The organism is Haloarcula vallismortis ATCC 29715 (assembly GCF_000337775.1).
GTDB lineage: Archaea > Halobacteriota > Halobacteria > Halobacteriales > Haloarculaceae > Haloarcula > Haloarcula vallismortis.
This window is the reverse complement of the sequence record NZ_AOLQ01000042.1, coordinates 93,060-118,937: the sequence shown is the minus strand read 5'-3', so window position 1 is coordinate 118,937 and position 25,878 is coordinate 93,060. Positions and strand designations below refer to the sequence as shown.

The 25,878-nt window shown below is 63.4% G+C and carries 30 protein-coding genes and 1 tRNA gene; 20 read left to right on the top strand and 11 right to left on the bottom strand.

The annotated features are described in order from the left end of the window. Position 1: 1 nt before the first annotated feature. A complete protein-coding gene (locus C437_RS11225) occupies positions 2 to 712 on the top strand; it encodes a sugar phosphate isomerase/epimerase family protein (RefSeq protein ID WP_004517071.1) in 711 nt (236 codons plus the stop codon). A gap of 175 nt (positions 713 to 887) precedes the next feature. Next, on the top strand, positions 888 to 2,225 hold the full coding sequence (gene dnaG / locus C437_RS11220) for a DNA primase DnaG (protein WP_004517070.1): 1,338 nt from the start codon (positions 888 to 890) through the stop codon (positions 2,223 to 2,225). Here dnaG and C437_RS11215 read toward each other — a convergent pair. Both C437_RS11215 and C437_RS11210 read right to left on the bottom strand, forming a co-directional pair. Further along, a complete protein-coding gene (locus C437_RS11215; RefSeq protein ID WP_004517069.1) occupies positions 2,222 to 2,638 on the bottom strand; it encodes a GNAT family N-acetyltransferase in 417 nt (138 codons plus the stop codon). The two genes, dnaG and C437_RS11215, sit on opposite strands and share 4 nt — an antisense overlap. Continuing rightward, entirely contained in the window at positions 2,635 to 3,993 is a 1,359-nt protein-coding gene (locus tag C437_RS11210) for a DUF92 domain-containing protein (RefSeq protein ID WP_004517068.1), read from the bottom strand. Before C437_RS11210 ends, C437_RS11215 begins: the two co-directional genes overlap by 4 nt. A gap of 95 nt (positions 3,994 to 4,088) precedes the next feature. On the opposite strand from C437_RS11210, the gene C437_RS11205 reads away from it, so the two are divergent. Then, on the top strand, positions 4,089 to 4,697 hold the full coding sequence (locus tag C437_RS11205) for an undecaprenyl diphosphate synthase family protein (RefSeq protein ID WP_004517067.1): 609 nt from the start codon (positions 4,089 to 4,091) through the stop codon (positions 4,695 to 4,697). 4 nt (positions 4,698 to 4,701) lie between these two features. On the opposite strand, the gene uppS is transcribed toward C437_RS11205, so the two are convergent. After that, entirely contained in the window at positions 4,702 to 5,628 is a 927-nt protein-coding gene (gene uppS, locus C437_RS11200) for a polyprenyl diphosphate synthase (RefSeq protein WP_049919744.1), read from the bottom strand. A 115-nt stretch (positions 5,629 to 5,743) separates the two neighbouring features. On the opposite strand from uppS, the gene C437_RS11195 reads away from it, so the two are divergent. The 3 genes from C437_RS11195 to C437_RS11185 all read left to right on the top strand — a co-directional run bounded on the left by C437_RS11195 (position 5,744) and on the right by C437_RS11185 (position 6,719). Then, positions 5,744 to 5,938 carry a cold-shock protein gene (locus C437_RS11195; protein WP_004517065.1) on the top strand — a complete coding sequence of 65 codons (195 nt, stop codon included), beginning with the start codon at positions 5,744 to 5,746 and terminating at the stop codon, positions 5,936 to 5,938. Positions 5,939 to 5,940: 2 nt separating this feature from the next. Continuing rightward, entirely contained in the window at positions 5,941 to 6,135 is a 195-nt protein-coding gene (locus C437_RS11190; protein ID WP_004517064.1) for a cold-shock protein, read from the top strand. Between the two features lie 173 nt (positions 6,136 to 6,308). Then, positions 6,309 to 6,719 carry a DUF5778 family protein gene (locus tag C437_RS11185; protein WP_004517063.1) on the top strand — a complete coding sequence of 137 codons (411 nt, stop codon included), beginning with the start codon at positions 6,309 to 6,311 and terminating at the stop codon, positions 6,717 to 6,719. Between the two features lie 5 nt (positions 6,720 to 6,724). On the opposite strand, the gene C437_RS11180 is transcribed toward C437_RS11185, so the two are convergent. Further along, positions 6,725 to 7,015 carry a DUF7577 domain-containing protein gene (locus C437_RS11180; protein WP_004517062.1) on the bottom strand — a complete coding sequence of 97 codons (291 nt, stop codon included), beginning with the start codon at positions 7,013 to 7,015 and terminating at the stop codon, positions 6,725 to 6,727. 111 nt (positions 7,016 to 7,126) lie between these two features. On the opposite strand from C437_RS11180, the gene ahbB reads away from it, so the two are divergent. The 6 genes from ahbB to C437_RS11150 all read left to right on the top strand — a co-directional run bounded on the left by ahbB (position 7,127) and on the right by C437_RS11150 (position 11,712). Continuing rightward, positions 7,127 to 8,182, top strand: a complete 1,056-nt coding sequence (gene ahbB / locus C437_RS11175; RefSeq protein WP_004517061.1) for a siroheme decarboxylase subunit beta — start codon at positions 7,127 to 7,129, stop codon at positions 8,180 to 8,182. 34 nt (positions 8,183 to 8,216) lie between these two features. Further along, entirely contained in the window at positions 8,217 to 8,864 is a 648-nt protein-coding gene (locus tag C437_RS11170) for a precorrin-2 dehydrogenase/sirohydrochlorin ferrochelatase family protein (RefSeq protein ID WP_004517060.1), read from the top strand. Continuing rightward, complete coding sequence (hemA, locus tag C437_RS11165) at positions 8,861 to 10,207, top strand: glutamyl-tRNA reductase (RefSeq protein WP_004517059.1); 1,347 nt, start codon at positions 8,861 to 8,863, stop codon at positions 10,205 to 10,207. The genes C437_RS11170 and hemA overlap by 4 nt, the downstream gene beginning before the upstream one ends. Before the next feature lie 41 nt (positions 10,208 to 10,248). Then, positions 10,249 to 10,527 (top strand): 4a-hydroxytetrahydrobiopterin dehydratase, encoded by a 279-nt coding sequence (locus C437_RS11160; RefSeq protein WP_004517058.1) that lies wholly within the window; start codon positions 10,249 to 10,251, stop codon positions 10,525 to 10,527. Between the two features lie 10 nt (positions 10,528 to 10,537). Further along, entirely contained in the window at positions 10,538 to 10,957 is a 420-nt protein-coding gene (gene lwrS, locus C437_RS11155) for an LWR-salt protein (RefSeq protein ID WP_049919751.1), read from the top strand. A 107-nt stretch (positions 10,958 to 11,064) separates the two neighbouring features. Continuing rightward, a complete protein-coding gene (locus C437_RS11150) occupies positions 11,065 to 11,712 on the top strand; it encodes an HAD family hydrolase (protein WP_004517056.1) in 648 nt (215 codons plus the stop codon). Here the strand turns inward: C437_RS11150 and C437_RS11145 are convergent. Beyond that, complete coding sequence (locus tag C437_RS11145) at positions 11,700 to 12,626, bottom strand: molybdopterin-binding protein (RefSeq protein ID WP_004517055.1); 927 nt, start codon at positions 12,624 to 12,626, stop codon at positions 11,700 to 11,702. The two genes, C437_RS11150 and C437_RS11145, sit on opposite strands and share 13 nt — an antisense overlap. A 144-nt stretch (positions 12,627 to 12,770) precedes the next feature. Here C437_RS11145 and C437_RS11140 point away from each other — a divergent pair, with 144 nt between their 5' ends. From C437_RS11140 to C437_RS11130, 3 genes are read left to right on the top strand one after another with little or no spacing between them, the layout of a single operon-like run. Next, positions 12,771 to 13,547, top strand: a complete 777-nt coding sequence (locus tag C437_RS11140; RefSeq protein ID WP_004517054.1) for a GIDE domain-containing protein — start codon at positions 12,771 to 12,773, stop codon at positions 13,545 to 13,547. A 47-nt stretch (positions 13,548 to 13,594) separates the two neighbouring features. Next, positions 13,595 to 13,951, top strand: coding sequence for an Hsp20/alpha crystallin family protein (locus C437_RS11135; protein ID WP_004517053.1), 357 nt, complete (start codon positions 13,595 to 13,597; stop codon positions 13,949 to 13,951). 18 nt (positions 13,952 to 13,969) lie between these two features. Next, a complete protein-coding gene (locus tag C437_RS11130) occupies positions 13,970 to 15,688 on the top strand; it encodes an ABC1 kinase family protein (protein WP_004517052.1) in 1,719 nt (572 codons plus the stop codon). A 19-nt stretch (positions 15,689 to 15,707) separates the two neighbouring features. On the opposite strand, the gene C437_RS11125 is transcribed toward C437_RS11130, so the two are convergent. Next, positions 15,708 to 16,232: a GNAT family N-acetyltransferase gene (locus C437_RS11125; protein WP_004517051.1), complete on the bottom strand. Its 525-nt coding sequence runs from the start codon at positions 16,230 to 16,232 to the stop codon at positions 15,708 to 15,710. A gap of 220 nt (positions 16,233 to 16,452) precedes the next feature. On the opposite strand from C437_RS11125, the gene C437_RS11120 reads away from it, so the two are divergent. Together C437_RS11120 and C437_RS11115 are read left to right on the top strand one after the other, a co-directional pair. Beyond that, positions 16,453 to 17,871 carry a sulfatase-like hydrolase/transferase gene (locus C437_RS11120; RefSeq protein WP_004517050.1) on the top strand — a complete coding sequence of 473 codons (1,419 nt, stop codon included), beginning with the start codon at positions 16,453 to 16,455 and terminating at the stop codon, positions 17,869 to 17,871. Between the two features lie 6 nt (positions 17,872 to 17,877). Further along, the gene (locus C437_RS11115) at positions 17,878 to 18,288 is read left to right on the top strand and encodes a GtrA family protein (protein WP_004517049.1); all 411 of its coding nucleotides are present in this window, start codon (positions 17,878 to 17,880) and stop codon (positions 18,286 to 18,288) included. On the opposite strand, the gene C437_RS11110 is transcribed toward C437_RS11115, so the two are convergent. Beyond that, the gene (locus C437_RS11110; RefSeq protein WP_004517048.1) at positions 18,285 to 19,232 is read right to left on the bottom strand and encodes an AAA family ATPase; all 948 of its coding nucleotides are present in this window, start codon (positions 19,230 to 19,232) and stop codon (positions 18,285 to 18,287) included. The two genes, C437_RS11115 and C437_RS11110, sit on opposite strands and share 4 nt — an antisense overlap. 85 nt (positions 19,233 to 19,317) lie before the next feature. Here C437_RS11110 and C437_RS11105 point away from each other — a divergent pair. Then, positions 19,318 to 19,402, top strand: a tRNA-Ser gene (locus C437_RS11105). A 67-nt stretch (positions 19,403 to 19,469) separates the two neighbouring features. Here C437_RS11105 and C437_RS11100 read toward each other — a convergent pair. The 4 genes from C437_RS11100 to C437_RS11085 all read right to left on the bottom strand — a co-directional run bounded on the left by C437_RS11100 (position 19,470) and on the right by C437_RS11085 (position 23,737). Next, positions 19,470 to 21,326 (bottom strand): DUF2070 family protein, encoded by a 1,857-nt coding sequence (locus C437_RS11100; RefSeq protein ID WP_049919743.1) that lies wholly within the window; start codon positions 21,324 to 21,326, stop codon positions 19,470 to 19,472. Between the two features lie 55 nt (positions 21,327 to 21,381). After that, the gene (locus C437_RS11095; RefSeq protein WP_004517046.1) at positions 21,382 to 21,951 is read right to left on the bottom strand and encodes a GMP synthase subunit A; all 570 of its coding nucleotides are present in this window, start codon (positions 21,949 to 21,951) and stop codon (positions 21,382 to 21,384) included. A 68-nt stretch (positions 21,952 to 22,019) separates the two neighbouring features. After that, the gene (locus C437_RS11090) at positions 22,020 to 23,117 is read right to left on the bottom strand and encodes an ATP-binding protein (RefSeq protein ID WP_004517045.1); all 1,098 of its coding nucleotides are present in this window, start codon (positions 23,115 to 23,117) and stop codon (positions 22,020 to 22,022) included. A gap of 71 nt (positions 23,118 to 23,188) precedes the next feature. Continuing rightward, on the bottom strand, positions 23,189 to 23,737 hold the full coding sequence (locus tag C437_RS11085) for a DUF7097 family protein (protein WP_004517044.1): 549 nt from the start codon (positions 23,735 to 23,737) through the stop codon (positions 23,189 to 23,191). Positions 23,738 to 23,818: 81 nt separating this feature from the next. On the opposite strand from C437_RS11085, the gene C437_RS11080 reads away from it, so the two are divergent. Both C437_RS11080 and C437_RS11075 read left to right on the top strand, forming a co-directional pair. After that, positions 23,819 to 24,166, top strand: a complete 348-nt coding sequence (locus C437_RS11080) for a DUF192 domain-containing protein (RefSeq protein WP_049919742.1) — start codon at positions 23,819 to 23,821, stop codon at positions 24,164 to 24,166. A gap of 193 nt (positions 24,167 to 24,359) precedes the next feature. After that, the gene (locus C437_RS11075; protein WP_004517042.1) at positions 24,360 to 25,868 is read left to right on the top strand and encodes a (R)-citramalate synthase; all 1,509 of its coding nucleotides are present in this window, start codon (positions 24,360 to 24,362) and stop codon (positions 25,866 to 25,868) included. Positions 25,869 to 25,878: the final 10 nt, after the last annotated feature.

Sequence of the window (25,878 nt, the reverse complement as noted above, 5' to 3'; positions counted from 1 at the left end):
TATGCAAACAGCGATACAGCTCTGGACGCTTCGGGACCTCCGGGAACGTCTCTCGGACGTGCTCGACCGTATCGCAGCCGCTGGCTACGACGGCGTAGAGTTCGCTGGTATCGGTGACCCGGGTGCGTCCCGGCGCGCGCTCGACGACGCGGGACTCGGCATTGCCGGCGTCCACGTCCAACTGGAAGAGCTGCAGTCCGACACCCGCACCGTTGGCAACCAGGTCTGGACACTCGACGCGCCGTACATCGTTCTCCCGCACCTCGACGCCGACCATTTCGCAAGCGAGGGCGCTGTCGAGTCGACGGCGACGCTGCTCGGGATGCTCGCCGAAGACGTGGACCGGCCGTTGCTGTATCACAACCACGACCACGAGTTCGTCCCGCTCGGGGCGGGCACCGCCTTCGACGCGCTCGCCGACCAGACCTCGATTGGCTTTGAGCTTGACGCCGGCTGGGCGCACGCGGCGGGCCAGGACCCCGTCGCATTGATTCGGCGACTCGACGGGCGCGTTCCCGTCGTCCACCTCAAAGACATGACAGCGGACGGCGAGCCAACAGCCCTCGGTGAAGGCGTCGTCCCGCTTCAGGCCGTCGTCGATGCGGCCCGCGAGGCCGGGACTGCATGGCTCGTCTTCGAACACGACGACCCCGAGGACCCGGTCGAGGCCATCCAGGCGGGTATCGACGGCATGACGCCGTTACTGGAGTGACTGACCTGTCTGGGAACGAACGTTTCACAGCGGCAGTGTCAGATTACGACGTAACTGTGGGAGGATTTGACCATCGAGTCGCGTGCGCAAGGTTATTCTGCTGTACTATCCAACATCAGTATAGTGACAGCAGTCCGTCGGAACAGCGCTCGACGGGCTGGAAAACAGGACAATCATGCAAGATACGGCGAAATATCTGATACATGCCGACATCACGGCGGCAGGAGTCGTCGAACGGAGCGACGTCGTCGGCGCGGTGTTCGGCCAGACGGAAGGGCTGCTCGGCGACGAACTGGACCTGCGGGACCTGCAGGACTCGAAGAAGGTCGGTCGCATCGACGTGGAGATACGCTCCGAAGGAGGACAGTCCTTTGGCGAGATAACCGTCGCAAGCGGCCTCGATAGGGTCGAGACAGCGATTCTCGCCGCGGCACTGGAAACCATCGAACAGGTCGGCCCGTGTCGCGCCGAGATCGAGGTCTCCGAGATTGAGGACGTTCGCAGCGCCAAACGCCGCGAGGTCGTCGAGCGCGCGACAGAACTCCTGAACGACTTCGAGGAGAAGTCGATTCAGACCGCGGACATCGTCGAGACAGTCAGACAGCAGGTCCGGGTCGCCGACGTGACCGAATACGAGGGGCTCCCAGCAGGGCCACGGGTGGCTGACTCCGACGCTATCGTCGTCGTCGAAGGCCGCTCGGACGTGATGCAACTGCTGAAATACGGCATCAAGAACGCCGTGGCGGTCGAGGGAACGGATGTGCCCGACGCCATCGCGGAGCTGACGGCCGACCGTACGGTGACTTCGTTCCTCGACGGCGACCGCGGTGGGGACCTCATATTGAAGGAACTCGCGCAAGTCGGTGACGTAGACTACGTCGCTGTCACGCCCCCTGAGAAGTCCGTCGAGGACCTCTCCCGGAGCGAGGTGATGTCAGCACTCCGGGACAAGGTCCCCTACGAGACGGTCGCAAGCGCCAAGAGCCTCGACAGCATCCGTGAGGAGATGTCACATGCCGGCGAGTCGACGACCGCCGACGGCGGTGCCGTGGCGACTCCAGTGTCGGAGGAGACTGCTGACAGCCAGTCTGCACCCAGCGGACAGACTGGGTCGGCGCAAGCCGAGACAGCCGATGACGTGACGACCGTCACAGACAGTTCGAACGCGGCCGCTGTGACGGATGCGACGACCGACGAGGAGACGACCGAAAGCGGCGACGAACCGACCATCCCCTCGCTCTCGGACCACATCGATGCCGTCATTCAGGACCACAGCGGGACGGCCAGACTGGTCGACGAGGACGCGGCGCTGCTCGCGGAGGGTGACGCCGATGATGTCGTCTCGTTGCTTGAAGCCACCGAGGACGTTCCAAAGACTGTCGTTATCGATGCCGACTGCACGCAGAAGCTCCTCGACATCGCCGCCCAGCGCGGCGTCGATGTTGTCGTTGCTGCCGGCCACGGCGAGTACGTCAAACAGCCGACGGCTGTGCAGGTTCGCATCGAGGGTTAGAGGTCCCGAACGAGCAATACTCCGTCGCCGTCGTCGTAGTGGCCGGGTAGTTCGTCGGCGACAGCGAACCCAAACCCGTCGTAAAAGCCACGCGCTCGTTCATCGTCCGCACGCGCGGTGAGTCTCACCGTCTCGAATCCGCCAGCCTGGAGTCTGTCGAGCAGTCCGCCCATCAGTGTCGTGCCGAGTCCCTGCCCCTGTTTGCCGGGCGCGATAGCGAACTCCGCCAGATACGCGACCGGATGGTCCGGAACCACAAGCGCATAGCCGAGCGGTTCGCCGATGTCGAGCACTAGCACGAGCGGCGGGCCGTCGACTCCGACACCGAGTAGTTCCGGCCACGGCTCGTCAAGCGTATTCATCTGAATCGCCCGGAGCTGGGCTTCGTCCTCGGAGCGGGCCTCGCGAATCATAGGAGGCCGACGACCAACACGACGCTCGCACCCGTTAGCGCGGCTGCCAGGGTCGCGAGCATATTGACGCCCTGATTGCCGACGACAGAGCCCTCGACGGTCGCGCCCAGCAGGCTGTCGACGATCATGCCGACCAGCCCACAGAGGAGGATGACGCCGCTGCCGGCCGTGCTGATGTCCTGCGTGAGCGCGGCGATGCCGGCGATGATGCCCGCGCCGACAGCCCCGGCAACTACGCCTTGCCAGGTCACGCCGCCGTCAGTGCCCGGCTCGACGGGTCTGAGCGTCGTGATGAGCCGTGGGTTGTCGTAGAGCCCGCCGAACTCACTGGAGAACGTATCGGTCATCGCCGCGGCGACGGCCCCGGCGAAGGCATAGAAGAACAGCAACGGGTCGACAGTAATGTGGCTCGGACTCGCCGCTGCCGCGACGACGGCGAACAGCGCGACGATGGAGTTCGCGAGCACGTTCCCACTCCCGCGTGCGCCCTCGTTTTCCTCGGCGATGCCGCGGTCCAGTTTCTCGTCGTAGCGATACTTCGTCGAGAGGCCACCGAGCCCGAAGAAGGTTATCAGCATGGCGAACCAGCCGAAGCCGCCGAGTACGATAGTCAGAAACGCCAGGAGGACGCCGGTGAGCATCCCCGGGAGAGACGCCGTGTCAAGTGCGTAGGAAAGGTATCCAAGCAGGACTGTCACGGCGAGCGCGATGACGACGCGCTGTGCCGTCACTGACGGGTCGAGCTCGAAAAACAGCCACAGCAGCAGTCCCACGGTGAGCATCACCAGCGGGTCGTCCCGTTCGAACAGGACCGAGCGAAGCAGGGCGGCGACGAACGCGCCGCTGGCGGCGAGAAACAGCACGAGTGGCAGGTCGACGGCGGCCGCTCCCTCGCCGACAGCGGCCTGTATCTGCGTGCCGACGACCTGCCCTGCGACGCCAGCGACGAAGCCGACGAGGACGAAGCCCGCGGTTGCGACCACCTCGTCTGCGCGGACGGTGTACGCGAGCCGCTGGCCGAGGTTGCCGTAGGCGACGATGACAACGACGCCGACGAACACCGGCACTGGTAAACTGAAGCGGACGGCAAGCAACGCGAGTCCGGCGGCGGCAAGCGAGAAGGCCGCCAAGCCGTACAGTTTCCCGTCCTCGTAGTCGCCGGGGCGCGCGAACAGTTCGAACAACCGCGAGTCCTGTCCGATGACCGTTACGCCGAGCGCGGCGACGATGACGAAGGGTGCGATAGCGGCGACAGTCGCGAGTTCGAGCGAGCCAAAGCCCGTTGCGGCCGGGACGGCGACCGCGAGGGTCCCCACGGCGGCGAACGCGCCTGCCCGACGGACTGTGCCAGTCACGTCCCACCGGTATCCCCGAGAGGCACTTACCCTTTCCGAACTGTGGAGGCGACGGTACCGTGGGATTTACTGTGGCTGTCAGCATACCGGCGGGCGTGGGACTATACGACCGATATCTCGCAACGCGCGTTCGGCGCAGCGACGCCGACCTGCCCGAGACGGTCGCGCTGGTGATTACAGAACGGGACTTGCTGGGCGACGGTGCATATCGGACCTTGGAACGATTCTTCGACTGGGCTGTCCAGTACGGCACCGACACCGTCGTCGTCTACGTGAGCGTCCTCGACGAGGAGGCGATTCCGACGCTGCAGCGCGAACTCGAGAGCGTCACCGCGCCACAGGAGATAGCGGTCAGAGTACCGGACGACGAGACGACGGCCGACGCGCCGATCCAGATTTCAATCGGTCTGGGCGGGCAATCGGAGTTCGCGACGGCGGTCCAGAAGCTCTCCGAAAGCGTCGACGAGGGGACCCTCGACCCGAACGATATCGACGAGACTGCGGTCGAGGAGCACCTCGTCTTCCCGACCGACCCGGATCTGGTCATCAAGACCGGGGCCGAACGGCTCTCCGATTTCATGATCTGGCAGTCCGTGTACTCGGAACTGTACTTCACCGACGTGAACTGGCAGAACTTCAGACTGCGGGACTACCTGCGGGCGTTACGGGACTATCAGGAGCGACAGCGGCGATTCGGCCGCTAGCATATCAGTCTGCGAGGTCGTACTCTTCGTCGAGTTGCTCGCGTTCCGTACTCGGAAGCGCGTCGCGGAACCGTCCGAGCATCCGCTTGGCCGTCGGTAGTTCCGACTGTTCGATGGCACGAATCAGTGCGAGCGACCGCTCGGCACGGGTCGTCCGCCAGGACTGCTCTCGGTTCTGGTAGGTTCGAATCGCCCGCAGGAAGTCGACTTTCCGGAACTCCGGCCAGTAGGGGGTACAGAAGAACGTGGCGGCCTCGTTGCCGTTGGCGTGCCACGGCAGGAAATTCGAGGTGCGCTCGTCGCCGCCGGTCCGGACGATGAGGTCGACGTCGCGGGTCGGTCCCTCGTAGAGCCGCTTCTCGATGGTTTCCGCGGAGACATCGGTCGGGTCGAGGGCCTCGTTCTCGACAGCAGTGGCGACGTCGCGGGCCGCGCCGAGCAGTTCCGCCCGGCCGCCGTAGGCCAGCGCGACGTTGAGGTTGAGCTGGTCGTACTGCGCCGTGCGCCTCTCGGCGTAGTCGATGGCATCCAGGACCCGCTCGGGAAGCATCTCCCGCTCTCCGATAGCGCGGATGCAGACGCCGGCCTCGTGGACCCGGTCGGCGTCGGCGAACGTCCGGAGCTTCTGTTCGACCAGATCGAAGATGTGCTCGCGCTCCTCGGGGTCGCGGTCGAAGTTCTCCGTCGAGAACGCGTACAGGGTCACTTCGCGGATGTCGAGTTCGTCACACCAGTTCAGGAGCGCCTCCGTCGTTTCGGCCCCCTCGGTGTGCCCCTTCTGCTTCTCGGTCCCCTGTTTCTCGGCGTAGCGCCGGTTGCCGTCCTGAATGACGGCGACGTGGTCCGGCGTTCCTGACAGTTCCCACTGGAGCAGTCGCTCGTAGGCCGCATAGCCCAATCGCTTCCCCCTCGATAGCATCGTTGTATACATTTCAACCACCCAATAAGGGCTTTGTGGAAGGGGTTGGGTACAGTTATTTCCCGCCTAATCCGGCGAAATATATGCGCATAGTTTTAATACACCCCGGCTTTACGTTCGAACTGCAATGGCGACCGGTACGGTAGACTTCTTCAACGACACAGGCGGTTACGGTTTCATCGATACCGAAGACTCCGACGAGGACGTCTTCTTCCACATGGAGGACATCGACGGTCCTGACCTCGAGGAGGGGCAAGAAGTGGAATTCGAGATTGAGCAGGCCGACAAAGGCCCGCGCGCGAAAAACCTCACGCGGCTGTAACCATGGCGACAGGCACTGTAGACTTCTTCAACGACACGGGTGGCTACGGTTTCATCGAAACCGACGATGCCGACGAAGACGTGTTCTTCCACATGGAAGACGTCGGCGGCCCGGACCTAGAAGAAGGGCAAGAAGTCGAATTCGAGATCGAACAGGCAGACAAAGGCCCGCGGGCGAAGAACCTCACGCGACTGTAAGCGAGGGCGGCTCGCTTTTCCACGGGTTCGCGACCGACCGAGCGGTGCTACTCGGCAGCGCGTGGGTTCCCACCGCTACCGCTGTGTTGCCTCTCGAACGGAATATCTTCGGGTAGACGCATCAGCGCTTTGAATCCGAAGTGCCTTAGGGACAGCAACACCGACCGCATGGTATGAGCGAGGCCGACGCACTCGACGACGACCTTTACCGGCGAACCAAACAGCTGCTTGAGCCGGGAGAGATTCAGCTCAACGGCGCTGTCGTCCACACGGAGTACGACGGCAGCGACGAGATAGAGATGATGCAGGCCACCATCGAGGTCGGTGAACTCATCGCAGAGGGCGCGGGCCTTGACCCGACGGACACGTACGTCTACTCGGGCAGCGACGACCCCGAGTTCGCGTCGAACCAGCACCAGGGCCTCACGCTGGACGGCGAGGAGTTCGTCTGGGAGTGCCAGCAGCTCCTGCGGAACGGCTCCTTCGACCTGGTGTTTTACTACGAGGCCAGCGCCGACCACGACGGGATTCTCGCCGCCATCGAGGACGCTGGCTATGCAGTCACCGGCGTCGAAGGCGAGTAACCGCATCAATCGGTGGCCGACAGCCGCTCTTGGCAGTTGTGACAGTAGGTGTAGTCCGGGCCGTTGGCCGCGCCGCAGATACGACAGGTTGTCGCCTCGACGGCGGCCTGTTCGAAGTACGCGTTGAGCTGGCCGGTGTCGCGGCCGTTGCGCTGGCCGCTGAACTGCTCGACGAGCGTGTCGTGGGCGGCGTAGTCCATAAGCCGGAACATGAGGACGAACCACAGCGGCACCCCTATCAGGACAAACAGGTAGACCAGCAGCCGGACCGCCAGTTCGGCCGTCGAGATTACCACACGCGAGGTAGGGGTGCAAAGGGGTAAAACGCTCCGGCGACCCGGACACGCGGCCCGCGTGTGCTCGACTGTCCCGGACTGTTTTTATTCGCAGAACCCCCAGCTTCTGCTATGAGCGAAGACCTCGGGACGGTAGACCGGGCGGTGTTGAACGCCTTTCAGGGCGGCTTCCCGGTCGTCGAACGGCCGTTCGAACCGGCCGCGGCGGCCCTCGCTGACCACGGCGTCGACATCGACGCGGACGAGCTGTTATCACGGGTACAGGACCTCGACGACGCAGGCGTGCTCACTCGGTTCGGGGCACTCATCAACGCCGAAGCGATCGGCGGCACCGCCACACTTGTCGCGACCCACGCCCCCGAGGACAGCTACGACGAACACGCCGAAATCGTAAACGCGTACCCGGAGGTCGCGCACAACTACGAGCGAGAACATCCGCATCTGAATATGTGGTTCGTGGTTTCGGTGGCCGAGGAAGGGCGGGTCGAGGAAGTCCTGACCGAGATCGAGGCCGAGACCGGCGAGGAAACGTACAACCTCCCGAAACAGCAGGAGTTCCACGTCGGTGCGAAGTTCCCCGTCGAGGGACCACAGACCCAGGATATCGACTGCTCAGACCTCGGACCGGAAGTGACGCCGACCGAGCAGCGGTCGCTCACCGCCGACGAACTGGACCTCGTGCTGGAGATTCAGGACGGCCTCCCGGTTACTGCCACGCCCTACGCCGACGTGGCCGAAGAAATCGACGCCGATGTCGAGTGGGTGCTGGAGACGATACAGCGGTTCAACATGGAAGGGAAAGTCCGCCGGGTCGGCGTCATCCCGAACCACTACGCGCTGGGCTACAGCGAGAACGGGATGACCGTCTGGGACGTGCCGGACGAGGTCATCGACGAGGTCGGCCCGGCCATCGCCGAGTTCGACTTCGTGACCCACTGCTACGAACGGCCCCGCCACGACGGCGTCTGGCCGTACAACTTCTTCGCGATGACACACGGGCGAAGCGAAGCGGAGAGTCAAGAGCGCATCCAGCAGGTCCGCGAGCGGATGGCAGAACACTGGGACGTAACTGCGGCTGATTGGGACACGCTGTTCTCGACGCGCATCCTGAAGAAAACGGGTATCAGGCTGGACGAACGAGCGCGGCAGAACGCAGAGACGGCGTGACCGTGTGCGTCTGGAGCACAGGAGGGTCCCGCCGATGATCCCACTCATGCACGACTTCGAGGACGAGACGGTCCTCATCGTTGGCGGTGGGCCGGTCGGTGCGCGCAAGGCCCGAACGTTCGCCACAGAGGCGGATGTCGTCGTCCTCAGCCCCGAGTTCGGCGACCGAGCGTTCGCGGGCGCGGAGCAGGTCCGTGCCGCACCGACCCCCGAAGAGGCACGGGACTGGGTCGAGCGGACCGACCCGGCGCTGGTGGTCGCTGCGACGGACGACCCGGACCTGAACGACGCCTTCAGCGCGGCCGCCAAGGCCCACGGCGTGCTCGTCAACCGTGCTGACGACCACGGTGACCAGTCGTTCGGCAACGTCGTCGTTCCGGCGACGGTTCGGGACGACCCTGTGACACTGGCGATTGCGACCGGTGGGCGCGCGCCGGCACTGTCGAAACACCTCCGCGAGCGTTTCGAAGATGAGTTCGACAACGCCGGTCTGATGGCGGCACTCGTTGGCGACCTCCGTGAGGACCTGCGCGACCGGGGGGTCCCGGCGGCCGAACGGCGCGACGCCGTCAGGTTCGTTGTCAGGTCACGGGAAGTTTGGAAGGCTTTAGATAGTGGCAGGTACAAGGGAGAGCAAGTAGCTAGAGACGTGATCGGAGAGTTACCTGGTGATCAAACGTGAGAGGGGACACTGGTGCAATCGTTGGGGTCTGTATCTCCCATGAGCGCGCAAGCGTCGACCAATTAGAGACTGCTGCGGCGGACAGCGAGCGCCACGCCGTCGAATCCCTGCTCGCGAACCCCGCGGTCGAAGAGGCGATTGCGCTGCAGACGTGTAACCGTACGGAGGGGTACGTCGTCGTCTCTGATCACGCGGACGGGCTCGACGCGCTGGAACTGTTCACCCGCGCCGTGCCCGACGAAGTTGTCGTCGAGATGGGGCACGAGGAGAGCCTCCGCCACTTGCTCCGGGTGGCCGCCGGGCTCGAATCGATTGTGCTGGGCGAAGACCAGATCCTCGGCCAGCTCCGGACCGCCTACGAGACCGCCCGCGGCGTCGGCGGTATCGGGCCGATGCTGGAAGACGGTGTCACGAAAGCGATTCACGTCGGCGAGCGCGCCCGCACGGAGACGAAAATCAACGAAGGCGTCGTCTCGATTGCCTCCGCCGCGGTTCGTCTTCTCAAACAGGAGAGTTCGCTGGTCGATAAGACAGCGCTCGTCGTCGGGGCCGGCGAGATGGGCCAACTTGCCGCAGAGGCACTCAGCGAGGAGGTAGACCGACTGCTCGTGGCCAACCGGACAGTTCCACATGCCGAACACGTCGCCGAATCGGTCGATATCGACGCCAGTGCGGTTGCACTCGACGGCATCGAAGCGGCTGTCTCCGAAGCCAGTGCCGTCATTTCGGCGACGGGAAGCGGCGACCAGGTGTTCGATATCGGGACCTTCAGCGACGTTGGCGAGGTGTCGATTGTCGACATTGCCCAGCCGCGTGATGTCCCGGCCGGTGCGGACCGACTCCCGTCGGTGACGGTGTACGACCTCGACGCGCTGGAGTCGGTGACCGCTGAAACACGGAACAAGCGACAACGAGCCGCCGAAGCGGTCGAGCGTATCGTCGACGAGGAGTTCGACCGACTGCTCACGCAGTACAAGCGAAAGCGCGCAGACAGGGTCATCTCGACGATGTACGAGAGCGCCGAACAGGTCAAGGCGGCAGAGATAAACAGCGCACTTTCGGCGGCTGACTTCGACGAGGACCAGGCGGAAGTCATCGAAGCAATGGCAGACGCCATCGTCTCGCAGATTCTCGCCGCGCCGACCAAGAGCCTGCGCGACGCCGCGGAGGAGGACGACTGGTCGACGATTCACACGGCGCTGGAGCTGTTTGACCCGGACTTTGGCGGCCCCGACCAAGCCTCTCAGTCCGAGTTTACCCAGAATATGTCAGTCGAAGACATTCCTGACGGGATGCGCGATGACATCCCGAACGCGGTGCTCGACCGCCTCTCCGACGACTGACCACGCCCACCTTTTTGCCCACCCCGCCCGACGTAGCTGATATGGCAGACCTGCTCTCTGATGAAGAGATTAGTGACCGACTACCCGAGGCGTGGGCCCGTGAAGACGACGAAATCGTCCGCGTGTTCGAGTTCGACGGCTATCTGGACGCGTCGGGCTTTCTGAGTGCCGCGGCTGGCCTCGCTGAGGACGCGTGGCATCACCCGGAGATGACCATCCGTTGGGGCGAAGTTGAAGTCCGACTCACGACCCACGACGCCGGTGGCATCACCGAGAACGACATTGCCCTCGCCGAACGGTTGAACGGCATCCACGACTGACGGTGTGACCGTGGACACGACCGATGGACTCGCATCGCTCCAGCCGACTGAGCCCGATGGTGCGACTGCCCGGTACGTTTTTCGGGTCGAACTTCGACTGGAGCTGGACACGACTGGGCTGTGGATCGAGCCTGATCGGTTCGAAACGACGCTGTATCGGACGGCTGACGACCCTGGGACCAGCGGCTGGCTGTTCTTCCGTGACATGCTCTGGCGGGGCAAACTCGCTGACGAACCGCACTTCCGTCGGCTCGTCGAAGACGAACTCGGCTGTCCGGTCGTCTCGGCGTCGTTTAGCGAACTCAGGACCGACAAGACGCATCTAGAGGCGGTAAAAGCAGAGATTGCCGACAATCTGGCCCTGTTCAATGCCAGTTCGGTCAGCGACGTACTCAACAAGTATCTCGGTAGCTCGATTCGGGTAGAATGAAACGAGACACTGCTGCGTAGTCACTGGCTACAGAGCGGTTATACGCGGCAAAACCGGTCGTAGGGCCCGAAAGACTTTATTATAGAATCGCCAAGTGATGTATCCTCATGACCACCGATTACGACTTCTGGCTGTTTGACCTCGACGGGACGCTCGTCGACATCGAGCCAGCCTACCCCCGGAAGGTGATGGGTGCCGTCGGCGACCGCCTCGGCGTCGAGTTCACCGACCGGGAACGGGATGCGCTCTGGTACGGATTCGGTGGGACACGGTCACGGACGCTTGCGGAGCGTGGCGTCGACCAACAGGAGTTCTGGCGGTTGTTCCACGAGGAGGAAGACCCCGTCGCCCGGGCCGAGGCGACGTACCTCTATGACGACGCCGAGGCGTTCCTCGCCACCCTCGATACACCGGTCGGACTGGTCACACACTGCCAGCAGTACCTCACCGAACCGGTGCTGGACCATCTCGACATCGCCGACTGGTTCGAAACGGTCGTCTGTTGTGACGACGATATCGGCTGGAAGCCCGACCCAAAACCGGTCGAACTGGCGATGCGGGAGCTGGGTGTCTGGTACAACGGCCACAGCGGCGTGCTGGCAGGAGATAATCCGTCAGACATCGGTGCAGCGTGGAACGCGGGCCTTGATGGCGTCCACGTTGGTCGGCGGTCCCCGGCGGAGACGGGGCGGTGCGTGCGCGGCGACAGACGCGTCGCCACGTTGGTCGACCTGATGTCGTCTCAGGGCAGGTAGTCCCAGTCCCCGACGGTGACGGTCGTTCCGGCATCGATACCAGCCTCGTCGGCGGGCACGGACACCCAGCCGTCGGCCCGGGTCGCCGTCGTGAGTTCACCCCCGGACAGCGGTGTTGCCGCCCCGTCGCTTACAGCGACCGGTGCAAACGTCTCGATACCGGTCTGACTGTCGACGTGCGCTGCCAGCGTCGCTCGTGTCTCTGGATGAGCAGATAGCGGGGCGTGGGCAAACGTCTTCAACAGCGGACGAACGAGTTTGACAGCGCCGACGCGGGCCGCGCTTGCCGACTCCGGCAGCAGTACCACCGGTCGGTTCTCGACGACGGCTAGTCCGGCCTGACGGCCGGGGTCGATTGCGAGGCGGTCCGCAAGCACCTCGCCGAGTTCGGCGACGATTTCTCGGACCGTATCGCCCGGTTCCGTTCCGGTAACGACGATCATATCACGGGTGAGGTCGCGCTGGACGGCCATCCGGAGCGCCGGCGGGTCGTCGGCCACGGGATCTCGATAGGTCACCTTGCCGCCCCATCGGTCGACGTACTGTGCAAGCGTGAATCCCGCCGTCTCGACCGTGCTGGCCACGCTGGTATCCGCTTGGAATTCATCGCCTGTCGGCAGGATGCCGACCTGCGGTCGCTGGCGGACGAGCAGCTCGGAGACGCCGGTTGCCCGCAGCAGTCCCACGTCACCGGGTCGTATCTGGTGGCCGTGATCGAAAACGGCGTCTCCGACGCTTATTTGGGCCCCCTCGACAGGTTCGTTCGCCGTCGCATCTGTCGCCAGAATGCGTCCGACAGCGACGGAGAGCGGAATCCTATCCGTCCGGTCAATGGGACCGGCGACACTGCCGATTCGGCGACGGGCGGTCTCCAGCGAGAGCGACGCAGTATCCGACGGTGAGGGGCCAGCCATACCCGTACTAGCGACTGCGGTGTCAAAAGTGCCCTGCGTAGTCGCGGGGTCCCGACACTTCACTGGCCATAGTAGCCACGGTATCCCTGCCGTGTGATGGAGTAACTGGGAATGTTTTTCCTCGGTCGGGTCCGGCATCGACGTATGGTCCTCCCGCAACTGGTCGCCATCACGTTCTTGGCTATCGGCGGTTTCCTTCTGGTCCGCGGTGGTCAGGAACTTCGAACGGTGTTTCATATCCTCCGGAACGACCCGGTCCCAGTGCGCTCACTCGATGGCCACACTGGCCCCGTCGAAATCACCGGTACAGCCGTCGCCAACGAGGAGGCCGGGACCGTCACGGCCCCCTTCACCGGCAGCGAGTGTCTGGCCTACACCTACGAGGTCGAGGAGTACCGGTCGTCGGGGAAACACTCACACTGGGAGACATTGGACGAGGGGCAGGACGGCGTCGACTTCATCGTAGACGACGGAAACGCCCGCGTTCGCGTGAATCCGGACGGAGCGGACGTGCGGTTCGAGTCCCAGTCGGTGACAGTGTCGCCCGGGACTGAACTCCCCGAGCGCCTGGCTGACTACGTCGAGCGAACGGAGGGCGTCGAGGCACAGGATGGGTCAGTAAACCTGCTCGTGACGGAGATCAGCCTAGGAAACAAACAGCGCTTTACCGAGCGCCGGCTGGACGCTGGGGAGGATGTGTATGTCTACGGCCAGGCGATGCGTGGCCCTGCAACAGAATGGGGGAGCGATCTGGTCGACGCTATCATCGGGGACGGCGACGGAACGCCAGTGTTCGTCATCTCCGACACCAGCGAGCGTGGCACTGCCCGGCGAATTGTTCGAGGCACTATCGCCGAAGTCGCGTTCGGTCTCATCGCCGTCTTCTTCGGCAGCGCCGCGCTTATTTCTGTGCTCCTGTAGTAGCGGAGACCGTCGGGTTTACCACAGCGTACCACCTAGACGAGCGTATGTCTGCCCTGCGTGAAGCGCTTCGGGACCTGCCCGACGCCGTGTTCGCGGACGTGCTCGAATCCGAGGACGAATACCTGCTCGTGCTCGATCTTCCGGGCGTGACCGCGGAGACAATCGATGTGACTGTAGAAGGGGGCCGTCTTCGTATCGACGGGCAACGGAGCAAAGACGTGCCCGGAGAGTTCACGTTCGTCCGCGAGGACCGCTCCGTGTTCCTCGACGCAGAACTCCCGCTCCCGCCGGACACGACCGGTCAGGGCGGTGAGGGGACCGTGGAAAACGGCGTCCTCGAACTCCGCCTCCCGAAGGCAACAGCCGCGCCGAGTACGACAATCCCGATCGACGGGGACTGACCCAGAGGTGGCAAGCCGGTGAATCTTCGCGCGTACTGGCGGTTCCTCGTCGTCGCACGCCACTTCCTGCCCCTGTTGGTCGCGTACGCACGAGACCGGAAACGGTTCTTCGTGATCGGCTCATCGCGCCGCGTCACATCTGAGCAGCGTCGCAAACGTGCACAGCAGCTGCTTGATTCGCTGCTGACGCTCGGCCCGACCTTTATCAAACTCGGACAGATTCTCTCGACCCGGCCGGACGTCCTGCCGCCGGAGTATATCGAGGAGTTTTCCAAGCTTCAGGACCGCGTGCCACCGGCGGACTGGGACGAGGCACAGGTCGTCATCGAGGACGAACTGGGCTCTGTCGACGACCGCTTCGACGAGTTCGAGACGGAGGCGATAAGCGGCGCGTCGCTTGGACAGGTGTATCTGGCGGAGATCGACGGCGAGAAGGTCGCCGTCAAGATTCGCCGCCCCGGCATCGAAGCGCTCGTCGAGGCCGACCTCCGGGTCGTCCGCTGGTCGCTCCCCCTGCTGATGTATTTCATCGACGACTCCCGGTCGTTCTCGCTGGAGACGCTAGCCGACGAGTTCTCGAAAACCATCCGCGAGGAGATGGACTACCAGCGAGAGGGCCGCATGCTCACAGAAATCCGGGAGAACTTCAGGGATAACGACCGCATCTGTATCCCCAAGGTCAAGGAGTCCCACTCCACGCGGCGCGTCCTGACGATGGAGTACGTCCCCGGCACGAAGATCAACGACATCGACAGCCTCGACGCGGGCGGTATCGACCGGACGGAACTGGCCGAGACGCTCCAGCGGGCGTACCTCCAGATGATCATCGATGACGGCGTGTTCCACGCTGACCCCCATCCCGGGAACCTCGCGGTGCAGGACGACGGGACGCTCGTCTTCTATGACTTCGGGATGTCTGGCCGGGTCGACCCGTTCGTACAGGACAAGATCATCGACTTCTACGCCGCCGTCGCCGATCAGGACATCGACGCCATCCTCGACGCCCTCATCGAGATGGGGACGCTCTCGCCGGAAGCCGACCGGCAGGTGATGGGTGACGTGATGGAACTGGCTATCGCCGACGCCCGCGGCGAGGACATCGAGCAGTATCGCGTCCAGCAGATCATCCAGCAGGTCGAAGACACCATCTACGAGTTCCCGCTCCGGCTGCCGGCGAACCTGGCGCTCGTGTTGCGCGTCGCCACGGTCGTCGAGGGCGTCTGTGTCACTCTCGACGAGGACTTCGACTTCATTGGCGTCGCCACGGACTACCTCCGCGAGGAGGGATACATCGCCGAGGGCGTGCGGAACTTCGTCGAGGACAGAGCGACAGAAGTGTCTGATGCCGCCCGGTCAGCTGTTCGAATCCCGCCGAAACTGGAGTCCGCCCTCGACAGGGTCGAGCGGGAGGACTTCCGGGTACAGGCCGACATCGAGGACTCCGACGGCCTGCTCGCGACGATGACCAAGCGGCTCATTCTCGGGATGTTGCTTGCGAGCACGCTGTTCTCGACGGCGTTCCTCTACACGCAGGCGTCGCTGCCGGCCACTGGTGTCGGTATCGCCGGAACCGTCGGCCTGTCTCTGGCGCTGTGGTGGTCGTTCCGCTCGAAGAAGGCCGTCCGCGCCAAACCCCAGTTCACGCGCCAGAGCATGCGCGAGCAAGACCGAGAGAGTCCGGGCGGGCTCAACACCTCCTTCGGCGAGGACACCGACGACGCCTACAGCGGCGACTAAACGCTGTCCGGCGCTGCGGTTAGAGCTGTTTTTCGAAGTGGATGAGTTCGTACTCGCCCTGTGTCGACCGGCCGGCCTCCTGATATCCCTCGTCGCGGTAGAACGCGACCGCAGCGGGCTGGCTCTGAGATGTCGTCGCAAGCAGAACCTCGTATCCCCGCTCGACCACCTGTTGCTCGAGTTTGTGGAGGAGGCTGCGACCGTAACCGCGCCGCTGCCGGGACGGAGCGACCCGCATTCGGTGGATTTCGGCCGCGCCGGGCACGGTGCGCTCGTCCGCGTGCCCGGCTTCGTTCGGCAGGAAGCCACCCATCGCTGCGAGGCCGCCATCGAATGTCCCCGGGAGTTCGTCGTCACCGGGAACGACGCCGACGAGAAACGCACCGCCAGTGTCGAAATACCGCGTCTCGATGTTTTGCAGGTCCGACGTTCCGGGGATGTCGCTGGGGTCGTTGCCGGTCGCTCGTATCGCCAACTCGTGGAGACGCCAGACAGCGTCGGCGTCCCGGTCGTCGTAGGACCGAAACTGAATCGGGTCGGTCATCGAATATGTTCTGGCCTACGCATTGTCGAAGTGAGGGTTTAATTCTACCTTATCAGCGTATGGTTCTATTATAGCCGCCTGAATTTATCCGGAACGTTCAGTATTCAGTGTCTGGTATAAGGGGTATGAGAAAATTTGGTGGCACATACTGGGTGCAAACCCCTGCTTGCGGGCGCGATACGTCGGTACTATTATCATTAAGGGGGCATGTGAGTCGACAATGACGGCCCCGGCAACCGACAACGTAGTGCTGGTCACGGTAGATTCGCTGCGGGCGGACGCACTGGGTGGGGCTGACAGCGTCTCTCCTGTCATGGACTCGCTCGCCGAGTCGGGCGTCGTCTTCGAAAACGCCGTTGCACAGGGGAACTGGACACCGTTCTCGTTTCCCAGCATTCACGGGTCACGGCCAGTGTTCGCGGAGAGCGAGGACATCGGTCTGGCGTCGACGCCGACGCTGGCCGAACAGGTATCGGACGCCGAGCTCGAAACGGCGGGGTTCAACGCCGCGAACGGCTTCCTCACGGACCACTGGGGGTACGACCGCGGGTTCGACGAGTTCGAGCCGTTCGTCGACAGCGGCGGCTACAGCAAGTACCTGGCGGCACATCCGACCGTTCAGGCGTGGGTCCAGTTGGGAACCTCACCGTTCCGGCGCGCCGCGACCGTTCTCAGCGGCGGGTCCGACGAACGCCCCTTCGCCGACGTGTCCCGGATGGGTGACCTCGAAGACCACGCCACCGAGTTCTTGGAGACGACCGACGGGCCGTTCTTCCTGTGGGTCCACTACATGGACACGCACACGCCGTACGTACCGGCCCCGCGGCACATCCGCGAGGTGTCGGACAACCACTTCGGCGTCCTTCGGATGCTCAGCTCTCACCTCCGAACGGGGCTGGGCTGGGAGGTCGACGACCGGACGCTTCAGACGTTGCGGACGCTGTACGAGGCGACGGTCCGTCAGGTGGACGCCAGCATCGGGCGGCTGCTCGACACGCTTGAAACCGAGGGCCATCGCGACGACACGGCTGTCGTCGTCGCCGGCGACCACGGCGAGGAGTTCCTCGAACACGGCCACCTCGCCCACTACCCCAAGCTCTATCGGGAACTCATCGACGTCCCCTACATCGTCTCGACGCCGGAAAGCGAGTCACAGTCGGTCGAAACGCCGGTCGGCCTCGATACTATCGCGCCGACGGTGTGTGACCTCCTGTCGCTCTCGCCGGCAGCCGAGTGGAACGGGGCCTCTGTCGCCCCGGCGATCCACGGCGAGGACATCGAGGACCGCGGTCCCATCGTTTCCGCGGCGGTCCGCGGCGAGAGCGTCACCAGCCAGCCAATTCCGCGGAGCCGCGCGGACGGCGAACTCATGCTCAGCGCACGCGACGAGCGGTACACGTACATCGAGTTCACGGAGTCGGGTCACCAAGAGCTGTACGACCGGACGAACGACCCCGAGGAGCAGGTCGATCTCTGTGCAGACTCGTCGGACGCCGACCCGCCGGCAACAGTGCTTGACCGACTGTCCGAGGCTGTCGCCGACCACCTCGCCACGCTCGACAGCGACGGGACGGGGACCGGAAACACCGAGGCATCCGACGAGATAACAGCACGGTTAAAGGCACTCGGTTATCAGTAAGGCCGTATGGCGTCTGCTGTCGTCACACCGGCCCGGCGACAGCAACTCGTCCGGTTTTTCCTTGTCGGTGTGGTCGCGGCATCCGTCCAGCAAGCCCTGCTGTGGACGTTTACCGACATTGGGGGGCTGAACTACATCCTCGCAGCCGCCATCGCTATCGAGTGTACGATCCTGCTGCAGTACGTCCTCAACAACGCCTGGACCTTCCACCGCTCACAGCACTCGACGATGCGGGAGTACATACGGGGGCTGGGGAAGACCAATCTCGTTCGCGGGACCGCGATCCCCCTCCAGTTAGGGCTCCTCTACGCGTTCGTCACCTGGGGTGGCGTCGACTATCTCATCGGCAACGGCGCTGCAATCGTTATCACCGGCGTGTACCGGTACGCGCTGGACGCCCACTGGACGTGGGGTTAGACCGTCGGAACGGGGACCTCATCGAGCACGCTCTGGATGACGGTTCCCTTGTCGACCTGCTCGACACGGGCGTCCGGCGTCAAAACGAGTCTGTGTGCCAGCACCGGCTGTGCGACCCGCTTGATGTCGTCTGGCGCAACGTACTCTCGGCCGGCGATTGTCGCTATCGCTCGCGTCGCTTCGAACAGCCGCTGGGTCCCCCGCGGTGAAACTCCAACGTCCACCCGGTAGTCGTCACGGGTCGCCCGGACAAGGTCGGCCATGTACTGCAGCAGGTCGTCGTCGACTGTGACTGTCTCCGGAACGCTCCGGAGTTCTTCGACGGATGCCGCATCGAGTACCGGTTCCACGGTCGGACTCTGTGTCGTCCGGCCGGCACGCCGCCGGAGGAGCTCGACCTCGCCCTCGTCGTCAGGGTAGCCAAGCGAGGTCTTTGCCAGGAACCGGTCGACCTGCGCTTCGGGGAGTTCGAAAGTCCCCTCCATGTCGACGGGGTTCTGGGTGGCGATGACGAAGAACGGTTCGGGCAGGTCGTAGGTGTCCCCGTCGACGGTGACCTGTCCTTCTTCCATCGCTTCCAGCAGCGCGGACTGGGTCTTTGGCGGCGCGCGGTTGATCTCGTCGGCCAACAGGACGTTGGCGAACACCGGCCCCTCGGTGAATTCGAAGCTCCGAGACTCCTCGTTGAAGATGTGTGTGCCCGTGATGTCGGCCGGGAGAAGGTCCGGCGTGAACTGAATGCGGGAGAAAGACAATCCTAGCGCGGTCGCGACGCTGCGGGCGGTCAGCGTCTTCCCTGTGCCGGGCACGTCCTCAAGCAGGACGTGGCCCTTCGCGACCACACCCAGCAGCACCGTCTCGAAGAAGCCGCGGTCAGCGATGACGGCACTCCCGATCTCATCGAGGATCTGACTCGACGCCTCGCTTGCCTCGGTAGCGTCCATAGCCTGTCATGTTACGGGTCCGATAAAGGGGTGTCGAGTCCGAAATCGAAACCCCTAAAGAGCAAACGGCGGTACTGATGGATGAGCCGAGGTAGCCTAGCCTGGCCAAGGCGGTTGCTTCGAGAGCAACTGTCCTCACGGACTCAGGAGTTCAAATCTCCTCCTCGGCGCTTTCTGACGGACCAACTCCAAACGATAGCGGTGGGTCCAAGCGGGTCGTAGCCGGTCGACGGGTCGTCAGGTCAGCAAGAAAATCAGCACGCTGATCGCCATGACGACGAGAATAAATGCCGCGGCAAGCGCACCACCCATCGACACCATGGCGTTGGCGGTCGAAGCCAGCGTCTCGGTTCGGTCGTTGCCAAACACTGTCACAGTCACCTGTTCGCTCGCCATCCCGGCCTCGACGGGTTCGAGGTCGGCGACGGCTCTGTCGACGAGGTCTTCGATGAGCGCAACAATCTCCTTCTCGGGGATGGCCTGTCCGACCTGATTCTCTGCTTCGACAGTATTGACGATGTGCGTGTCGCTAGTCATCACTTCGATCATATCGACGCCGCTGACGGCGTCGATAATGCGCTGACGGAGGCCCGGTTCCATGTTGTTGCCGTCGATGAGTACGTACGCCGTCCGCTGGTCGTTGACCTCGAAGACACAGACTCGGATGCCAAGCGGGCCGATGCCGTCCTCGGGCTCCCAGGGAGTTGCGTCCCAGGCAATGCCACAGCGAAGCTGGCCAGTTTCGGCGTCCGTGAGCAAGCTACCGAGCTGTCCGGCTCCGTGAAGCATGTCGAAGGACCGCTGACTGCCGGGCACGACGTGGCCGAGGTCATCGCCTTCGAGCCCGTCGTTGCAGTTGTGTGCGTCGACCAGCAGCACGTCGTCCAGCCCGTCTGCCCGCGCTTCTGACATCGCCGACAGTCCAACGGCGTACTCCACGTCGTCCGCACAGCCCGGCGCGTACGTGTTCACGATGAGCGCGTCGGAGCCGAAGGCCTGTCCCGTCAGCGTGGCCTCGCCCTCGGTGACTTGGTGGCCTGCCGTCGCATGGCCGTCGTATTCGATGTTCTGATACGCCGTCTCAGCCGTCGACAGGATCTTGTCGACTTCCCGCTCTGTGACGAGATTGAAGTCATGTCCGGCAGTCGCGTGTGGCGGGAAGGCGAGGCCGTCAGCCGACTCGGCGACGCGTCTGGGGAGGTTCCCGCCGCCGATTTCACCCATCGGACCGGGGTGAATCATCGGCAAGAGGAACCGGGCTTTCTCCTCACCGCTTGGACGACGGACCGACAGCAAGGTGACCGGAACGACGGCCTCTTCGCCGATGTCTTCGAAGAACTCCTCCAGTTCGCGCGTGCCCTCGGCGATGTGGCCGATGAAGCCCCGGAGGAAATCCAGTGCGGAAACACCCAGCGAGGAGCGCCACGGTTGGTCGATGACGACCAGAAACAGCCAGACTGCCAGCGCGTAGATGACACAAATAACGGCGAGAATGATGAAATCCTCCGGGATGAACCCCTGTACCTGTGGCGGGACCTCTTCCGGGCGCGAAAGGTACTCCCGGAGCATCGGATCTTCGAGAATGAACGCGGTCGCCCCGCTGTATATCGCCAGCAGTCCAGCAGCAGTGACGGTCTGGACGCTAGCCGGAATCGCCGCTTTCAGGAGTGAGTGCCGCGAGACGGCCATCAGTATCAGCAGCCGGAACGCGAATATCGACGCGAGCGCGACTAACAATACGTCGAAGACGAAGTTCTGCCCGAGGCGGACAGTAGAAATGGCGATGAGGCCGGCAACGGTCAGCATCGCGATGGTGATGAGTTCACAGATGACTGCAAGCAGGGTAGCCCGGTTCGGGGTGAGTTGCCCGCCCAACTGCCGGTCGACCCACGGTGTCACCGCACTGGCAATTGAGGTCGGCAGGCCAATGAGAAACACGCCCTGCCAGGCGTCATCAAGGATGAACCGTGAGTCGAACGCAACGATGCCGGTCATCGCAGCGATGAGCAACGCGAAGGCTAGGCTCGTGTACCATGTCGGAGCCCTGAAAATAAACCGCGAAAGACCAGCAAGATTACCCTGTGTCGCCGTCATTTTTGTATCACATCCTACGAGCGAATATAAAACCAGTTACATTCTTCGCCAGCGGTTACTGGCGGGCGACAGACTGTTGGTCACACACCGACAGGAAGTTCTCGAACACTTCCTCGCCCTCTTCGGTGTGGGCGACCTCTGGATGCCACTGGACGCCGTATATTGCTTCGTCCGTGTTACTCATCGCTTCGACGCCACAGACGTCGGATGTCGCGGTTCGCTCGAATCCCGGTGGGACTTCCTTTACTTCGTCAGCGTGGCTGGCCCACACACGCGTTTCGGGATACAGCGAACCGAGGAGCGGGTCGTCCTCATCGAGAATGTCAACCGTCACGTCCGCGTAGCCGCCGTACTCGCCGCCGCCGACCCGGCCGCCGAGTTCGTCGGCGATGAGTTGCATACCTAGACAGATGCCGAGCACAGGGACGTCGAGGTCGAGGTACTCGGGACAGTTCCCGATATCGTCCATGTCCGGACCGCCCGAGAGGACGATGCCGTCGGCGTCAATCTCTTCGGGTGGGGTCGTGTTGTCTCTGAGCGAGACGTCGACGCCCATATCACGAAGCGCGCGTTGCTCCAGATGTGTGAACTGTCCGTGATTGTCGATAACGTCGATTCGAGTCATTACTGACGCGAAGGCCGCGAAGGCGTATATATCTCCTGATGCGGTCGATGGGTCCCTTCGTGGTCGGTTTAGGGCCACTCTCGGAGGGTCTGTCGAATCTCGTCGAGAACTGTCGGGCCACACAGTTCCAGCGTCACGGTGTTGCCGTCGCCCGTGGTTGTGAGGTGTACCGCCCCGCCGTAACTCTCCACGATCCATGTCGTCAGCCACAGTCCAACGCCCTTTGAGTGGCACAGTTGCGTCTCCACACCGCTGTTGAGGACATCCCGTTCGTGCTGTGGAATCGACGGACAGTTATCGCCGATGTGGACGAACACGGTTCGACCGCGTTCTTCGACCGAGATATACAGTGTCGGCGTCTCCTCACAGTGGACGACTGCGTTCTCGATAACGTTCCGGAACACGATGTCGAGCATCCAGTCGGCGTACACCTGCGACTGCTCAGGGAGGTCGAGCTCGACGGTGGCCTCTGGGTGTGTCTCTGTGATCTTCTTCGCCTGTTCTCTGACACATGGGACGAGGTCAATCGGCTCCCGAGCGCGGCGGTCCGCATCGAACGCGAACTCTATCTGTCTCGCCTTCTCCGTGGTGCCGATGATGCCATCGATAGTCTCGCTCAACTGTTCAACGTGGGCACGTGATTTCGGACTGCCACGCTCTGCCGTCTCCCGCTGCAGTTCGCCGAGGTGTCCGAGTGCGACATTGAGATTGTTTCGGAGGTCATGCCTGAACACTCGGAACAACACTTCGTTGCTCTGGGCGAGTCGACGTCGGGACCGCCGAAGTTCGAGCAGCCATCCGAACAAAATTCCGCCGAATCCGCCGACTGCGACCCCGCTTGCGAGTATCGACGGGATCATCGAAGACTGCGGTATCGGAGCGAGCAGTACGACGATTTTGATGAGCGTAAACAGCGCGATACCCAGCCCGCACCACTCCGCGGCAGTCCATATCTGGTCACCGGACAGTCCGCTCACTGGAAGCCAATAGTTCGCCGTTACTAGGGCTAACGCCGGTGTCAACCCCACGCCGAGAATGACCATGTCAACCAGGGACAGGTGGACGGTAGAGATGCCGTGGGCGAGCAGTGCGCCGGTAATGACAACACCAGTTGCGACGACATACCCCGTCCCCAGCGACTGTTTCGTGAGCGCCGGAGAGGTCACTATACTACTCAGTTACTGTGATCATACTTATCCGTCTGCCACCAACTATCAACTTTGATACTGGGGAGTGGCTACGAGTCGTTGTAGCGGTCGGCGGCCGACTCAAAGCCCAATTCGGATTGTTCCCTAGAGCGGCGCTGCTCACGCTGTGCAATAGCCTCGGGGTCTGGATTCACGTCGTCGTCGAGTCGCGCCCACGACTGGTGAATCTTCGCGTGACACCACCGGCAGAGAAATACCGTTATTTCATGCGATAGCTCGTCGCTACCGTCACGGTACGAGAGGTGGTGTTCCTCCAGTAGCGGCCGCTCGTCTGAGTGGGCCATCCGCCGCTCTTCGAGTCCGCAGCGGACACACTCCCGGTCGTGATTCCGGGAGCGGAAATGCGGGCAGTCCGCCCAGTCCCATTCTGGCTCCGCGTCTGCGTCCGCGTCGTCGGGTGCAACCGCCGCCGGACAACGAAAGTCGTCAGCGCTCCGCTCGTTGGCGAATTCAGGGTCGTGACGGCCGTGTTCGCGCGCCCAGCGGCATTTCCCTTCGCTGGTAACGAAGTCACACCGCTTCACGTGATCGTACGGGTCGTCGACGCCGACGGACGTTCCCCCGGGAGCCTTCTCCATGCGACACAGTGAGTACCCGTGCCCCTCAAACCCTCTGTTCCGACAGAAGACTTTTTGACTGCCTACGACTTCCGCGGTGGTATGCATCTCGTCCACGACCCCGACGGCGCGGCTCGCCCTCTCGCAACAGAGGTGGAATACGCCGAGTCGATACTCGAACAGGGCCGGGGCCTGATGTTCCGGTCATCGATTCCCGACGACTACGCGCTCGTCTTCCCTTTCGACCACGCCAGCAGGCAGTTCATTCACATGCTGTTTGTCCGGTTCCCACTCGACGTGCTCTGGCTCGTTGACGAGGAGGTCCAGGCCGTCGAAACCCTGCAGCCGTGGCGGTCGGTCGGCTATGCGACTGCAGACACTGTCATCGAACTGCCCGGTGGCACGGCGTCGGACGTTTCTGAGGGCGATACGGTGCGTCTGGAATCCTGAACACGACAGGTGTGTGGTGTGGTAGTCTGTTCCGTCACCTTTTAGACGGTGAAGAGTAGAGTAGTCACCACTATGTCGGAACACCCGACGGAGGATAGAGGAAGTCGCCGCGAGGCGGCTGGCCGCGAAATTCGTGGCGCGTGATGGAGCATCTTCTGTGAGTCAGAACACACTGTTCGAGGGGCACCCAGCGATGCGTGCGCTCTCAGATGTCGGTGAGGTACAGTTTCTCGACACGACACTGCGCGACGGTGAACAGGCCCCCGGCGTCTCGCTGACGCCGGACGACAAGGCCGATATCGCCCGCTCGCTCGATGCGGCGCGTATCGACGTCGTCGAAGCCGGGAGCGCCTGTACCGGCCCCGGCGAGCGCGAGACGATTTCCCGCGTCGCGGGGCTTGACCTCGACAGCACTGTCACCAGCTTCTGTCGCGGTATCCAGAACGACATCGACCTCGCGCTCGAGTGTGGTGTCGACGGCATCAACCTCGTCGTCCCGGCGAGCGACAAGCACGTCGAGCAGAAGGTCGGCACTTCCAAGGCCGAGAACGTCGACAACACCGTCGAACTGGTGGAGTACGCCGTCGATCACGGCCTCTGGGTCGAGGTCATCGGTGAGGACGGCTCGCGGGCCGACCTGGACTACCTCGAAGAACTGCTCGGAGCGGCCGTTGAGGCCGGCGCAGACCGGGTCTGCTGGGCCGACACCGTCGGCCACGCGACGCCAGACCGCGCGCTCGAATGCGTCTCGCGGCTCTCGGATCTGGGTCCGGTCAGCACTCACACCCACGATGATCTAGGGCTTGCGGTGACCAACGCTCTAGTTTCTATTGCAGCGGGCGCGGACCTCGTCCACGGAACAATAAACGGCATCGGCGAGCGGGCCGGTAACGTCGCTCTCGAAGAGGTGGCCATCGCGCTCGACCACGGCTACGGCGTCGAGTCGATGGACCTAACCCAGGTGTACGACCTCGCACAGCTCATCGCCAACCGGACCGGCATCCCGCTGGCCCCTAACAAGGCGGTGGTCGGCGAGAACGCATTCACCCACGAGTCCGGCATCCACACCGACGGCACGCTCAAGGACGACTCGATGTACGAGCCGTACCCGCCGGAGAAGGTGGGCCGCGAGCGCCGCCTCGCGCTCGGCAAGCACGCGGGCCGAGCCGGTGTCGAGGCCGCTCTCGACGAACACGACGTCGAGGTCACCGATGACCAGCTCTCAGAGATTGTCAGCCGTGTCAAGGAGATCGGCGACCGCGGCAAGCGCGTCACCGACGCCGACCTCCTGACTATCGCCGACGAGGTCACCGGCGACGCCCGCGACCGCCGGGTCGAACTGCTCGGCTTGACGGCTGTTTCCGGCTCCGATACGCCGACTGCGAGCGTCCGACTCTCGGTCGACGGCGAGGAGCGCAAGGAGGCAGCAGTCGGCTCCGGGCCGGTCGACGCCGCGATGAACGCTGCCGAGACGGCGCTGTCCCACACCGCCGACGCAACGCTTGAAGACTACCACGTCGACGCTATCACGGGCGGGACGGACGCGCTAGTCACCGTCGAAATCGAGATGTCACGCGGTGATGATCACGTTGTCGTCTCTGCCAGCGACTCGGATATCACCCGAGCCTCGGTGCGCGCGATGGTTGATGCGATGGACCGCCTCGTCGCCGACGACGAGGAACCGCTCGTCGCCGACGACTGACTGCTATCAC

Coding starts and splice junctions, on each gene's coding strand:
- C437_RS11225 (WP_004517071.1), top strand. CDS start 2: ATGCAAACAGCGATACAGCTCTGGACGCTTCGGGACCTCCGGGAACGT.
- dnaG (WP_004517070.1), top strand. CDS start 888: ATGCAAGATACGGCGAAATATCTGATACATGCCGACATCACGGCGGCA.
- C437_RS11215 (WP_004517069.1), bottom strand. CDS start 2,638: ATGATTCGCGAGGCCCGCTCCGAGGACGAAGCCCAGCTCCGGGCGATT.
- uppS (WP_049919744.1), bottom strand. CDS start 5,628: ATGTATACAACGATGCTATCGAGGGGGAAGCGATTGGGCTATGCGGCC.
- C437_RS11195 (WP_004517065.1), top strand. CDS start 5,744: ATGGCGACCGGTACGGTAGACTTCTTCAACGACACAGGCGGTTACGGT.
- C437_RS11190 (WP_004517064.1), top strand. CDS start 5,941: ATGGCGACAGGCACTGTAGACTTCTTCAACGACACGGGTGGCTACGGT.
- C437_RS11185 (WP_004517063.1), top strand. CDS start 6,309: ATGAGCGAGGCCGACGCACTCGACGACGACCTTTACCGGCGAACCAAA.
- ahbB (WP_004517061.1), top strand. CDS start 7,127: ATGAGCGAAGACCTCGGGACGGTAGACCGGGCGGTGTTGAACGCCTTT.
- C437_RS11170 (WP_004517060.1), top strand. CDS start 8,217: ATGATCCCACTCATGCACGACTTCGAGGACGAGACGGTCCTCATCGTT.
- C437_RS11160 (WP_004517058.1), top strand. CDS start 10,249: ATGGCAGACCTGCTCTCTGATGAAGAGATTAGTGACCGACTACCCGAG.
- C437_RS11150 (WP_004517056.1), top strand. CDS start 11,065: ATGACCACCGATTACGACTTCTGGCTGTTTGACCTCGACGGGACGCTC.
- C437_RS11145 (WP_004517055.1), bottom strand. CDS start 12,626: ATGGCTGGCCCCTCACCGTCGGATACTGCGTCGCTCTCGCTGGAGACC.
- C437_RS11140 (WP_004517054.1), top strand. CDS start 12,771: ATGGTCCTCCCGCAACTGGTCGCCATCACGTTCTTGGCTATCGGCGGT.
- C437_RS11135 (WP_004517053.1), top strand. CDS start 13,595: ATGTCTGCCCTGCGTGAAGCGCTTCGGGACCTGCCCGACGCCGTGTTC.
- C437_RS11125 (WP_004517051.1), bottom strand. CDS start 16,232: ATGACCGACCCGATTCAGTTTCGGTCCTACGACGACCGGGACGCCGAC.
- C437_RS11120 (WP_004517050.1), top strand. CDS start 16,453: ATGACGGCCCCGGCAACCGACAACGTAGTGCTGGTCACGGTAGATTCG.
- C437_RS11115 (WP_004517049.1), top strand. CDS start 17,878: ATGGCGTCTGCTGTCGTCACACCGGCCCGGCGACAGCAACTCGTCCGG.
- C437_RS11110 (WP_004517048.1), bottom strand. CDS start 19,232: ATGGACGCTACCGAGGCAAGCGAGGCGTCGAGTCAGATCCTCGATGAG.
- C437_RS11100 (WP_049919743.1), bottom strand. CDS start 21,326: ATGACGGCGACACAGGGTAATCTTGCTGGTCTTTCGCGGTTTATTTTC.
- C437_RS11095 (WP_004517046.1), bottom strand. CDS start 21,951: ATGACTCGAATCGACGTTATCGACAATCACGGACAGTTCACACATCTG.
- C437_RS11085 (WP_004517044.1), bottom strand. CDS start 23,737: ATGGAGAAGGCTCCCGGGGGAACGTCCGTCGGCGTCGACGACCCGTAC.
- C437_RS11080 (WP_049919742.1), top strand. CDS start 23,819: ATGCATCTCGTCCACGACCCCGACGGCGCGGCTCGCCCTCTCGCAACA.
- C437_RS11075 (WP_004517042.1), top strand. CDS start 24,360: ATGCGTGCGCTCTCAGATGTCGGTGAGGTACAGTTTCTCGACACGACA.